Below are 12,147 nucleotides of genomic sequence, written 5' to 3' on the forward strand. Positions count from 1 at the left end.
GGCCGCGTGGGCCGCGCGCGTGTGCTCGAGCTCGCGGTCCCGGCCGACGAGGTGCCCGGCGACCCGATCTCGGCTCGTCGAGACGGAGGAGGGGTCGGTCACTGGACCATCGTTCCCGCATCGACGGGCAGCGTGACGCCGGTGATGTAGCGCGCCTCGTCGGAGGCGAGGAACACCATCGCGTTGGAGATGTCGAACGACTCGAGCATGTCGATGCCCATGGGGTTCATCTGCTTGGCCGCCTCGGCGAAATCGGCGGCCGTGGGGTTCTCGAGGTCGGGTCGGAAGAGCTTCGCGATCGTGTCGTTGGTGACCATGACCGTGTTGACCGAGCCGGGATGAATCGAGTTGACCCTGATGTGATCAGGAGCCAGCTCGAGCGCGAGCGTGCGCATGAGCCCGACCACCGCGTGCTTTGACGACACGTAGTGCGCGAAGTTCGGGTAGCCCATGAGGCCGGCGACGGAGCTGGTCAGAATGATCGACCCGCCCTGCTCGTTCTTCTTGAGGTGCGGGATCGCCGCCTTCGCCGTGCGCCAGACTCCCGCAACATTGATGTCGAGGGTGTCCATGAAGATGTCGTCCTCGAGCTCGTGCGCGAGCGCCGGTGCCGTGAAGACGCCCGCGTTGCCGAGCACGACGTCGAGGCGCCCGAGCTGCGCGACACCGACGTCGACCGCGCTCTTGACCGCCGCGTAGTCGCGCACGTCGGCCTTCGTCGCGATGATGCGCCGGTCGAGCGCCTCGACCTGCCGCACCGTCTCGTCCATGTCTTCCTGCGTGGCGGGTGCGGAGGGCGAGCCCTTGATCTCGTCGAGCAGGTCGAAGCCGATGATGTCGGCGCCCTCCTCGGCGAACCGGATCGCATGCCTGCGACCCTGACCCCGGGCGACACCGGTGATGAATACGACCTTTCCGTCCAAACGCCCCATTGCGCTCTCCTTACTTGTGGATGTGCCCGGCGATCGCGGCTGCGAGCCGGGTTGGTGCGGTGGGGGCGACGGGCCGTCGCCCCCACCGACGCTCAGCAGACGACCATGCCTGCGTCGACCGAGATCTGCGTGCCCGTGACGAACTTCGCCTCATCGGAGGCGAGCCACAGCACCGCGTTGGCCTGGTCGACCGCCTGAGTCGTGGTCTCGGGCAGGACGCCGTAGCCGCCCATGACGATGCCCGGGTTCTTCTCGATGTACTCGGGGAAGGCCGCGCCCATACCGCCCATCGGCGTGTCGACGCCGCCCGGGTGGATGGTGTTGACGCGAATGTTGAACCGCCCGAGCTCGAGCGCGTAGGCCTTGCCGAGACCGGTGACTCCGTGCTTGGCCGCGATGTAGGCGGTCAGGAACGGCAGCGCGACGAGCCCGGCCGCCGAGCTCGTGAGGATGATCGAGCCCGCCCCGCGCCCCTTGAGGTGCGGCACGGTCGCCTGCACGGTGTGCCACACTCCCGTGAGGTTCGTGTCGATCGTGTTCTTCCAGATCTCCGGCGTCGTGCTCTCCGCATCGGCGATGATGCAGATGCCCGCGTTGGCGACGACGATGTCGAGGCCTCCGAGCTCGGCGACCCCCTCGTCGACGACACCCTTGAGAGCATCGAAGTCGCGCACGTCCGCTTCACGCGCGACGATGCGACGGTCGAGGGCCTCGATCTGCTTCACGGTCTCGGCGAGGTCGTCGGGCGTCGCGTGGTCGTACTGAAGGTCGGGCACCGGCCCGCAGAGGTCGACGGCGATGATGTCGGCCCCCTCCTCGGCGAGACGCAGCGCGTGAGCGCGGCCCTGGCCACGCGCCGCTCCGGTGACGAACGCTACTTTTCCTGATACACGCCCCATCGCGTGCCTCCTTCGTGGTCGATGCTGCAATCGGGTGCCGCGAACCGCGCGGCGCGGTGGTAGGAGGGTGCACACCCCCGCCGTTCCGGCGACTTCCGGCCACGGTGTGGGTGTACGAGGTGAGCGGGCTGGGCTCGGCGATGGTGGTGGGTCCGGCAGCTCCTAGTGGGCGTTTCCGCAGGCGCACCCTGCGGCCTTTGACGTTGTGGGGGAGAACCCGGCGAGGGGGCTCTCGGCGCAGGCGTGCGCCGGCAGCGCATCCGGGCGACGAGTGCTCAGCGTGAGCGGCACCGGGCCCGTCGACCCGCGCGGCCGAGGCGGCGAGGTGCGGTGCGAGTGGTCGCCCGAGGGTTTCGGCAGGGCATCCTCGGCCCGCTCGGCCAGCAGCTGCTCGCCGAAGCCGCGCACGCACTCGGGGTCGGGGCCGTCGATCGGCAGGCCCGTGAAGAACTTGGCCGCCATGCAGCCGCCACGGCACGAGTCGTAGAACGAGCAGCTCGCGCAGGCCCCGCCGCCCGTGGGTTCCCGCAGGCGCTGGAAGAGCTCGCTCTCCCGCCACACCGCCTCGAACCCGCCGGGAGTGCGAATGCTGCCCGCGAGGAACTCGTCGTGGATCGCGAAGGGGCAGGCGTAGACGTCGCCGATGGGGTCGATGAGGCACACGACGCGGCCGGCGCCGCACAGGTTGAGGCCGGGCAGGGCGCTGCCGAACGCGGAGAGGTGGAAGAACGAGTCGCCCGTGAGCACTCCCTCGCCGTGGGCGACGAGCCAGTCGTACAGCTCGCGCTGCTGCTCCGGCAGGGGGTGCAGGTCGTCCCACACGTCCGCTCCGCGACCGCTCGGTCGAAGGCGCGTGAGCCGCAGCTGCGCATCGAAGCGATCGGCGATGGCCTTGAACTCGTCGAGCTGCGGGATGTTCTCGCGCGTGCACACGACCGAGATCTTGAAGCCGCGGAACCCCGCGTCTGCCAGGTTCTGCATGGCCCGCATCGCGGTGTCGTACGACCCCGGGCCCCGCACGTGGTCGTTGACCTCGGCGGTCGCCCCGTCGAGCGAGATCTGCACGTCGACGTAGTCGCTCGCGGCGAGGCGCTGAGCGACCTCGGGGGTGAGCTTGATGCCGTTCGTGGAGAACTTCACGCCGACCTGGTGGTCGGTCGCGTAGTCGACGAGCTCCCAGAAGTCGCTGCGCACGGTCGGCTCCCCGCCGCCGATGTTGACGTAGAAGACCTGCATGCGCTGCAGCTCGTCGATGACGGCCTTGCACTCCTCCGTCGTGAGCTCGCGCGGGTCGCGCCGACCGGAGCTCGAGAGGCAGTGGCTGCAGGAGAGATTGCAGGCGTAGGTGAGCTCCCACGTCAGGCAGATGGGAGCATCCAGACCGGCTTCGAAATGGCCGATGAGGGTGCTCGAGGTACGCGCCGGGGTTGTGGGCGCCGAGGTCGCGGGCGCCGACGTTGCGGCGGGTGCGGTCGAGGCGGGGGCCGTGAGCGTCATGCCGCCACCTCGCTCTCGGCGGCGTCGACGAGCATGCTCGACTCCACGAGCGTCGCGATCGCGCCGCGGTAGCGCTCGACCTGCGTGGCGTGCACGGCGGCCTCGGCGAGCGCCTCGCCGACGGTGCGGCGGCCGTCGCACGCGCGCACGGCGTCGAGCAGGCGCCGATCCTTGAGAAAGCTCAACTGGCGCGTGCCGAAGTGGTAGAGCAGGGCTCCGAAGGGCTCCGGGCGTACGGAGACCCGGGGGTGGATGATGAGCGTGCGATCGAGGCTGAGAGAGTCCATGACGGTCTCAGTAGACGCCGCACATTCCGTCGATGGAGACCTCCTCCACGAGCGACTCCTCCTCGACCAGTTCGGTGTCGATCTCGGCGTCGGGGCCTACGGTGGGGGCAGTGTCGTCGCGCACGGTGTTCTCCTCCGTCTTCGTGCGGCCTCGATGCCGCACTCGATGAGCGCTACTGTATTGGCACTCAGTGCCGAAGGGAAGGGTCTTCACAGGAAAGATGCAAGAACTCGCCGACAATGAGGGCGCTCGCGTCGTGCGCATCGGTCGCCAGCCGGCCACGACGCACGCCGAGATCAGCCACACGGGCCTTCGGCTCTTCATCGAGCGCGGCTTCGACCAGGTCACGGTCGACGACATCGCGGCGGCGAGCGGCATCGGCCGCCGCACCTTCTTTCGCTACTTCCCCTCCAAAAACGACCTGCCGTGGGGGCAGTTCGACGACATGCTCGATGGCATGCGAGAGCATCTCGCCTCCCTGCCCCGAAGCCTGCCTCTGCGGGATGCCCTGCGCATCGCGATCGTCGTGTTCAACCACATTCCCGAGGGCGAGCTGCAGTACCACCGCGAGCGCATGACGCTGCTACTCACAGTGCCCTCCCTCGTGGCGCACTCGACCATCCGCTACGCCGCCTGGCGCCAGGTCATCGCCGACTTCGTCGGGGAGCGCCTCGGCATCGACCCGGCGGGGCTGACGCCGCAGACGATCGCGTTCGTGTGCCTCGGGGTATCGATCGCCGCCTACGAGCAGTGGCTCGCGCACGAGGACGCGTCGCTGAGCGACCTGCTCGACGAGGGCTTTCTCGCCACGCGCGACCTCATGCTGCTCGACGAGCCTCGGCCGGCATGACCGGCGACGCGCTGCCCGACGTCATCGTGGTCGGCGCGGGCGGCGCGGGCGCACCGCTCGCGACGCGGCTCGCGCAGCGCGGGCGGCGCGTCCTGCTGCTCGAGGCGGGCCCGGTGCCGGCCCCCGCCTCGGTGCGCGATGCCTCGAGCCTGGCCGCGGCCATGGCCGGGCATCCTCTCGCCGCGGTCTACCCCGGTGTGCTCACGAGCGGTCGCCCTCACACGGTGACGCGAGGACGCGTTGCGGGCGGTTCCACGGCGATCAACGGCTGCTACTTCCGACGCCCGCGCGCCCATGATCTCGACGACTGGGCGGAGACGGCCGGGGACGCTCGATGGTGCGCCGCCCGGACTGCCGAGATGTGGGAGCGGATCGAGAGCGACCGCGAGTACGGGTACGCTCCGGGCCACGGAAGGCGCGGGCCCATGCCCATAACGCGCGATGACCTCGCTCATCCGCTCAGCGCGGCCCTCGTCAGTGCCGGGCTCGATGCCGGCCTGCCCCTCGAGCTCGACAAGAACGCGAGCCCCGACGGCGCTCCCGGCGTCGGCCCCACCCCCACCAACGCGCTCGACGGCGAGCGCTGGAGCACCGAGCGAGCGTACCTGGGCCTGGCAGCCGATGGCCTTGAGGTGCGGGGCGGCCACGAGGTCGTCGGCATCGTGGTGTCGCACGGCCGCGCCACGGGGGTGCGCGTGCTCGTCGATGGTCGGCTCGAGACCCTGCAGGCCGGGCTCGTCGTGCTGAGCGCCGGCGCGATCGCCACGCCGCAGCTGCTCATGCTGAGCGGCATCGGGCCGGCGAGCGCGCTGCGCGGCGCGGGTCTGGAGGTCGTGCTCGACGCACCCGCCGTGGGCACTCGGCTCAGCGACCACCCTCAGCTCGCCGTGATGTTCACGGTGCCGGAGCATGTGGGCGGCGTAGCCGCGGAGACACCGCTGGGCGTCTCCCTGCACGCGTCGAGCGGCGAGAGCCGCGACACCGGGGCCGCGGTGCCGGGCGACCTCGAGGTGCTCTCGTTCCTGCTCCCGCTCGGGCGCATGCTCGGCCTCTCGCCGAGCGACGATCGGCTGAGCCTGCTCGCCTCCCCCCTGCGCGGGTCGACGCAGGGTCGGCTCCTCCTCGACCCGGCTGATCCGACCGCGCCCCCGCACGTGCACTTCCACTATGCCGAGAGCGCGGAGGATCGCGCGCGCCTGCGTGCCGCCGCGCGGTTCGCAGCAGGGCTACTGACGAGCGCGCCCATGGTCGAGCTCGGGGCACGCGCCGAGCACCCCTCGCTCGCACAGCTCGACGATGACGAGCTCGACGCCTGGATGGGCACCTCTCTCTCGACGGCGTTGCACTCCTGCGGCACAACGCCTCTGGGCACCGACCCCGCCACCTCGGTCGTGGACGGACGGGGCGCTGTGCACGGCATCGCGGGGCTCCACGTTGCCGACGTCGGCATCCTGCCGCGCGCGCCCACGGGAGGACCGGCAGCCACGGCGGTGCTGATCGGTGAGGTCATCGCCGACGCCCTCACCGAGGAGCCCTAGGCCCTAGAACGCGAGCTCGCTCATCGCCGGGGAGGGGTTGCCGAACCGGTGCGCGGTGAGCGACACCGCCTGCTCGCGCAGGAACGGCAGCAACTCGACGCGGCCCGCGACCGTGACAGGGTTCGACCAGATGGCGACGTCGGGGTCTCCATCGAGAGCGGCGAAGAGGTCGCGCGCGATCTCCGCGGCCGGGCGAGCGCCGGGCGCATCCCGAGACCCCGGGTCGACGACCGTGCCGTCGCCCCCGATGAGCCGGATGCGCGCGGGCCGCTCCTCGAGGACGCGAGCCGTGAACGCGGCATCGCCCTCGATCTCGACCGATGTGACCCGCAGGCGCGACTCGCCGGCCTCGATCGCGGCGAGCAGGCGCGCCGGGACGGGCGCCGCGCTGCTCAGCTGCACGCGGGCGCCGACCCGCGTGGCCGCCAGGAGCACGCGCACGAGCCCGACCGTGGGGGCGCCCTCGGCGGCGCGCACGGTGACGTCGGTGCGGCGGTAGCGCAGCACGTTGCGCTCGACCCCCAGCCCGGAGGCGTCGCGGCTGATGCCGAACTCGTCCTCCCACGCCGCCTGGTCGCTCAGCGCGCCCGCGCGGGCAGCGTCGAAGCCGACGAAATCGAGCGCGGGCTGGGCGGCCTCGAGCAGGCGCCGCACGCCGTCGTGCAGGCCGCGCACGCTGAGGTTCTGCTTCGGCTCGCGCGGCACGGGGTGCCACGAGCCGAAGCCCATGACGTAGGAGGGCCCGCCGGCCTTCGTGGAGCCGCCGACGCTCGAGCGCTTCCATCCGCCGAAGGGCTGGCGGCGCACGATCGCTCCCGTGATGCCGCGGTTGACGTAGAGGTTGCCCGCTTGCGCCTGCTCGAGCCAGTGGTCGACCTCGTCGACGTCGAGCGAGTGCAGACCGGCAGTGAGACCGAACGATGTCGCGTTCTGGAGGGCGATCGCCTCGTCGAGGGTGCGGGCGCGCATGATGCCGAGGACGGGCCCGAAGTACTCGGTCGTGTGGAACTCGCTGCCCGCCGTGACGCCGCGGCGCACGCCGGAGCTCCAGCTGCGGCCCTCGTCGTCGAGCTGGCGCGGCTCGATGAGCCACGACTCGCCCTCGCCCAGCGTCGTGAGCGCCCGCAGCAGCTTGCCCTGCGCGGGCTCGATGAGCGGGCCGACGATCGTCGTCGGGTCGGTCGAGGCCCCCACCTTCATGGTCGTGATGGCGTCGACGAGCTGCCGCTCGAAGCGGTCGGAGTCGGCGACGGAGCCGACGAGGATCGCGAGCGAGGCTGCCGAGCACTTCTGACCGGCGTGCCCGAAAGCGCTCTTGGCGAGGTCGGCGACGGCGAGGTCAAAGTCGGCCGAGGGCGTCACGACGATCGCGTTCTTGCCGCTGGTCTCGGCGAGGATCGGCAGGTCGCTGCGCCACGATCGGAACAGCGCCGCGGTCTCCCACGCCCCCGTCAAGACCAGCCGGTCGACGCTCGGGTGGCTCATGAGGGCCTGGCCGACCTCGTTCTCGGGCACGTCGACGAAGCGCAGCACCTCGCGCGGCACGCCCGCGTCCCACAGCGCCCGCACCATGACGGCGGCGCAGTGCCGCACCTGCGGCGCGGGCTTGATGACGACCGAGCTGCCGGCGGCGAGCGCGGCGAGCGTGCTGCCGGCGGGGATGGCGACGGGGAAGTTCCACGGGGGCGCGACGACGGTGAGGCGCGCGGGCTCGAAGCGCGCGTCGTCGATAGAGGCGAGGTCGTGCGCGCTCTCGGCGTAGTAGTGGGCGAAGTCGATGGCCTCGCTGATCTCGGGGTCGCCCTCGGCGAGGGTCTTGCCGGCTTCGGCCACCATGACCTCGAGGAGGTCCGCGCGGCGCGAGGCGAGCATCCGACCCGCAGCGTGCAGAATCTCCGCGCGCCCGCCAGCGCCGCGATCGGCCCATCCGGATGCTGCGCCGCGGGCCTCGCTCACGATGCGTTCCAGCGCGCCCACCTCGGTGACCGCCGCCTGCTGCACGAGCTCCGAGCCGGGCAGCCGCCCGCTCTCGAGCCCCGCCGCCGCAGCGCGGAGCACCGCCCGGCCCCACTCCCGGTTGGCGGGCAGCGCGGGGTCGGTGTCGGGCTCGTTGTCGAAACCGGTCAGTACTCCTGTGCCGGACGGCAGAGGATGAGGAGCGTCGGCGAGCCGGTTCTGCACGCGGTGCACCTCCGGTGCTCCGGGTGCCGCGGCGAGGTCGTCGAGAGCGGCGCGGAATCGCCCTTCCTCGCGCGCGAAGATGGTCGCGTCGTCGACGAGCTCGAAGACGCCGCTCATGAAGTTCTCGGTGCTCGCGTTCTCTTCGAGCCGGCGGATGAGGTAGCTGATGGCCGACTCGAAGTCGCGCGGGTGCACGACGGGCGTGTACAGCAGGAGGTGCCCGACGGTGCGGCGCACGGCGTCGGCCTGGTCGGGAGCCATGCCGAGCAGCATCTCGAACTCGACGCGGTCGGTCACCCCGCGTGAGTCGGCGAGCAGGTGCGCCCACGCGATGTCGAAGAGGTTGTGGCCGGCCACGCCGATGCGCACGGCGTCGACGCGGTCGGTGTGGAGTGCGTGGTCGAGCACGCGCTTGTAGTTGGTGTCGCTCGCCTGCTTGCTGGGCAGCACAGCGACGGGCCAGCCGTGCACGGCGGCGTCGACGCGCTCCATGGCGAGGTTGGCGCCCTTGACGACTCGCACCTTGATGCCGGCGCCACCCGCGGCGCAACGTGCCTGCGCCCACGCGGTGAGGCGTTCGAGGGCGGGGAGCGCTTCGGGCAGGTAGGCCTGCAGCACGATGCCCGCCTCGTACTGGCGCAGGGTGGCGCGGTCGAGGAGACGCTCGAAGACCTCCATGGTCAGGTCGAGATCACGGAACTCCTCCATGTCGAGATTGAGGAAGGTGGGGCGCACACCGAGCGCGGCGGCCTCGTAGAGCGGCACGAGGCGGTCGACGACACGCTCGACGGTCTCGTCGAACGACCACATGGAGAGTTGGCTGACGATCGCGGAGACCTTGACGGAGACGTAGTCGACGTCGTCGCGATCAACGAGGTCGCGGATGCCCTGCAGGCGCCGGTCGGCTTCGGCGTCGCCGAGCACGGCCTCGCCGAGGAGGTTGATGTTGAGCCGGTCGCCCTCGGCGCGCAGCTTCTGAAGCGTGCGGCCCAGTCGGGAGGGGGTCGCGTCGATGATGAGGTGCCCGACCATGCCGCGCAGCGCCCGTCGCGCGATGGGCACGATGGGCCACGGGAAGAGCGGGGCAAAGCCGCCGCCGAGGCGGATCAGGAACCGCAGGTACCAGGGCAGGAAGCGGGGGATGCGCTGACTGAGCTGTTCGAGGTTGCGGGCGGCGACCCGCAGGTCGTCGGGTCGTGCCACGCGGTCGACGAAGCCGAGTGCGAACTCGAGCCCGACAGGGTCTTGCAGCAGACCGGCCAGGCGGGTGGCGCTCGCATCGGGCGTGACCCCCTCGGTCTGGCGCAACCAGTCGCGCACGAGCTCCACGGCGGGCTCGGCGAGGACGGTGGGAGTGCTGGGTGCGGTGCTGTCGACGCTCATGCCCCCAGTCTGCGCCCTTCAGTCGTGCAGGAAAAGTGACGATAGGCGTACAGTTTTGTTCGGGATGCTCGAACACTCGTCCGTGCGCTACCTGGAGGCTCCCCATGCTCGACCTTCGCCGGCTCAGCCTGCTGCGGGAGGTGCACCGCCGGGGAACCCTGCACGCCGTCGCGCGGGCGCTCTCCTACAGCCCCTCGACGATCTCGCAGCAGCTGAGCCTGCTCGAGCGCGAGGCGGGGGTGGCGCTTCTCGAACGCTCGGGGCGCCGCGTGCAGCTCACGCCTCAAGCCGAGCTGCTCGTGGCCGGGGCGAGCCGGCTGCTCGACGAGATGGAGCGGCTCGAGGCCTCTCTCGTTCCCTCCACGCAGGAGGTGACGGGCACGGTGCGGCTCGCGGTGTTCCAGTCGGCGGCACTCGGCATCGTGCCGCAGGCGCTCACCTTGCTCGCGGTGGAGCACCCCCGGGTGCGTCTGGAGATCACCCAGCGCGAGCCGGAGAACGCGCTCGACGAGGTCTGGGCCCGCGAGTTCGATCTCGTGATCGCCGAGGAGTACCCGGCGCACGCGGCGCCGCGCCGTCGCGAACTCGACCGCGTGCCGCTCGGTCGCGACGCTCTGCGCCTCGGGGTGCCCACGGGCAGCGGAATCCGCTCGCTCGCCGACGCGGCGGAGCACGCATGGGTCATGGAGCCGAGGGGCACTGCGAGCCGGCACTGGGCCGAGCAGTCGTGCCGCCTGGCCGGCTTCGAGCCCGACGTGCGCTTCGAGACAGCCGACCTTCAAGCGCACATCCGCCTCGTCGAGGCCGGGCATGCGGCGGCGCTGCTGCCCGACCTTGTATGGGGAGGCCGGCCACCGACCGTCGAGCTCGTGACGCTCGAGGGCGACCCGCACCGCACGATCTTCACCTCGACGCGCGCTGCGGCGGCCGCACGGCCGGCGATCGTCGCCGTGCGGGGCCTTCTCGCGCGCGGGCTAGGGTGACGCCATGACGCAGCGACGCGACGTGGTCATCATCGGGGGCGGGCACAACGGGCTCACGGCCGCCGCCTACCTCGCCCGGGCGGGCCTCGAGGTGCTCGTGCTCGAGAGGCTCGACGTGCTGGGCGGCGCCGCCGTCTCAGCCCAGGCGTTCGACGGGATCGACGCGCGCCTGAGCCGCTACAGCTATCTCGTGAGCTTGCTGCCTCAGCGCATCATTGACGACCTGGGGCTGAGCATCCGCCTCGCCCCCCGTCGCTATGCCTCCTACACGCCGCTGCCGGGTGGGCCGGGCGGTCTACTCATCGACACCGAGGATGCCGCGGGAACGGAGGAGAGCTTCGCGCGCGTGGGCGCGAGGAAGGACGCGCTCGCGTGGCAAGAGTTCACCTCGGCGACCCAGCGACTCGCGCGCGCGCTGTTCCCGACGATGACCGACCCTCTGCTCACGCGGCAGGAGGCGCGTGCCGCGGTCGGCGACGACCTCTGGCATCGATTCGTCGAGCAGCCCGTCGGGCAGACGATCGCGGATGCCTTCACCCACGATCTCGTGCGCGGCGTCGCGTACACCGACGCCCTCATCGGCACCTTCGCCCCCACGGTCGATTTCTCGCTGCGGGCCAACCGCTGCTTCCTGTACCACGTGATCGGGGGCGGCACGGGCGACTGGAACGTGCCGATCGGCGGCATGGGCGCCGTCACTGGCGAGCTGACCCGCGCCGCACGCCTCGCGGGCGCCGCCCTCACGACGCGCGCCGACGTGACCTCGGTGAGCCCCGACCGCGTGGTGCGGTACCGCACCACCGACGAGCACGGCGAGACGACCGAGCACGCCGTGAGCGCGGGGCACGTGCTCGTCAATGCCGCGCCCCACGAGCTGGCGCGCCTGCTCGCCGCGGCCGGCGCCTCCGACGAGGTGGGGGCCGCGGCTCCCCCCGCGGAGGGCGCCCAGGTGAAGGTCAACATGCTCCTCCACCGCCTGCCCCGGGTGCACGACGAGTCGGTGGCCCCCGAGGCCGCCTTCGAGGGAACCTTCCACATCAACGAGACGTTCACGCAGCTGCAACGCGCCTTCGTCGCGGCGAGCGAGGGCCGAGTGCCTCAGCCGATGCCCGCTGAGATCTACTGCCACTCGCTGACCGACCCCAGCATCCTCGGCCCCGAGCTGCGTGCCGCGGGAGCCCAGACGCTCACCGTCTTCGCCCTGCAGGCGCCTGACCGCCTCATCACCGAGGCCAGCAACGAGGGCATGCGCTCGACCTTGGAGCGCGCCGTGCTCGATTCGCTCGACTCCGTGCTCGCCGAGCCCATCGAGTCGATCGTCATGACGGACGCGCAGGGCAGGCCGTGCATCGAGACGAAGACGACCCGCGACCTCGAGCACACGCTGCGCCTGCCCGGCGGCAGCATCTTCCATGGCGATCTGGACTGGCCCTGGGCCGACGAGAGCGCGGACCTGGATGCTGCTGCCGAGCGTTGGGGCGTCGCCACGGGTCTCGACGGCATCCTGCTGTGCGGTTCGGGCGCCCGGCGCGGCGGCGCGGTGAGCGGACTCGGCGGCCACAACGCCGCGATGGCGGTGCTCGAGTCGCGCTAGCG

Annotated in this window: 10 protein-coding genes; 4 read left to right on the plus strand and 6 right to left on the minus strand. The window is 71.4% G+C overall.

The window, feature by feature from the left end:
• Positions 1–98: 98 nt before the first annotated feature.
• The 5 genes from RJQ01_RS09950 to mftA all read right to left on the minus strand — a co-directional run bounded on the left by RJQ01_RS09950 (position 99) and on the right by mftA (position 3,739).
• Positions 99–932, minus strand: coding sequence for a mycofactocin-coupled SDR family oxidoreductase (locus RJQ01_RS09950; RefSeq protein WP_350476575.1), 834 nt, complete (start codon positions 930–932; stop codon positions 99–101).
• A gap of 92 nt (positions 933–1,024) precedes the next feature.
• Positions 1,025–1,831 carry a mycofactocin-coupled SDR family oxidoreductase gene (locus tag RJQ01_RS09955; RefSeq protein ID WP_350476576.1) on the minus strand — a complete coding sequence of 269 codons (807 nt, stop codon included), beginning with the start codon at positions 1,829–1,831 and terminating at the stop codon, positions 1,025–1,027.
• A gap of 162 nt (positions 1,832–1,993) precedes the next feature.
• Positions 1,994–3,328, minus strand: coding sequence for a mycofactocin radical SAM maturase (mftC, locus tag RJQ01_RS09960; RefSeq protein ID WP_350476577.1), 1,335 nt, complete (start codon positions 3,326–3,328; stop codon positions 1,994–1,996).
• Entirely contained in the window at positions 3,325–3,615 is a 291-nt protein-coding gene (gene mftB / locus RJQ01_RS09965; RefSeq protein ID WP_350476578.1) for a mycofactocin biosynthesis chaperone MftB, read from the minus strand. Before mftB ends, mftC begins: the two co-directional genes overlap by 4 nt.
• Before the next feature lie 7 nt (positions 3,616–3,622).
• Positions 3,623–3,739 (minus strand): mycofactocin precursor MftA, encoded by a 117-nt coding sequence (gene mftA, locus RJQ01_RS09970; RefSeq protein ID WP_350471428.1) that lies wholly within the window; start codon positions 3,737–3,739, stop codon positions 3,623–3,625.
• Positions 3,740–3,836: 97 nt separating this feature from the next.
• On the opposite strand from mftA, the gene mftR reads away from it, so the two are divergent.
• Positions 3,837–4,466, plus strand: a complete 630-nt coding sequence (gene mftR, locus RJQ01_RS09975; protein WP_350476579.1) for a mycofactocin system transcriptional regulator MftR — start codon at positions 3,837–3,839, stop codon at positions 4,464–4,466.
• Positions 4,463–6,004 carry a GMC family oxidoreductase gene (locus tag RJQ01_RS09980; protein ID WP_350476580.1) on the plus strand — a complete coding sequence of 514 codons (1,542 nt, stop codon included), beginning with the start codon at positions 4,463–4,465 and terminating at the stop codon, positions 6,002–6,004. Before mftR ends, RJQ01_RS09980 begins: the two co-directional genes overlap by 4 nt.
• Positions 6,005–6,007: 3 nt before the next feature.
• Here the strand turns inward: RJQ01_RS09980 and RJQ01_RS09985 are convergent, their stop codons facing one another.
• Positions 6,008–9,568 carry a proline dehydrogenase family protein gene (locus RJQ01_RS09985; RefSeq protein WP_350476581.1) on the minus strand — a complete coding sequence of 1,187 codons (3,561 nt, stop codon included), beginning with the start codon at positions 9,566–9,568 and terminating at the stop codon, positions 6,008–6,010.
• A 104-nt stretch (positions 9,569–9,672) separates the two neighbouring features.
• On the opposite strand from RJQ01_RS09985, the gene RJQ01_RS09990 reads away from it, so the two are divergent.
• A complete protein-coding gene (locus RJQ01_RS09990; RefSeq protein WP_350476582.1) occupies positions 9,673–10,551 on the plus strand; it encodes a LysR substrate-binding domain-containing protein in 879 nt (292 codons plus the stop codon).
• Positions 10,552–10,555: 4 nt separating this feature from the next.
• A complete protein-coding gene (locus RJQ01_RS09995; protein ID WP_350476583.1) occupies positions 10,556–12,145 on the plus strand; it encodes a phytoene desaturase family protein in 1,590 nt (529 codons plus the stop codon).
• The last annotated feature ends 2 nt before the right edge of the window (positions 12,146–12,147 follow it).

Source organism: Microcella sp., from assembly GCF_040286215.1.
In the GTDB taxonomy this organism is placed as follows: Bacteria; Actinomycetota; Actinomycetes; order Actinomycetales; family Microbacteriaceae; genus Microcella.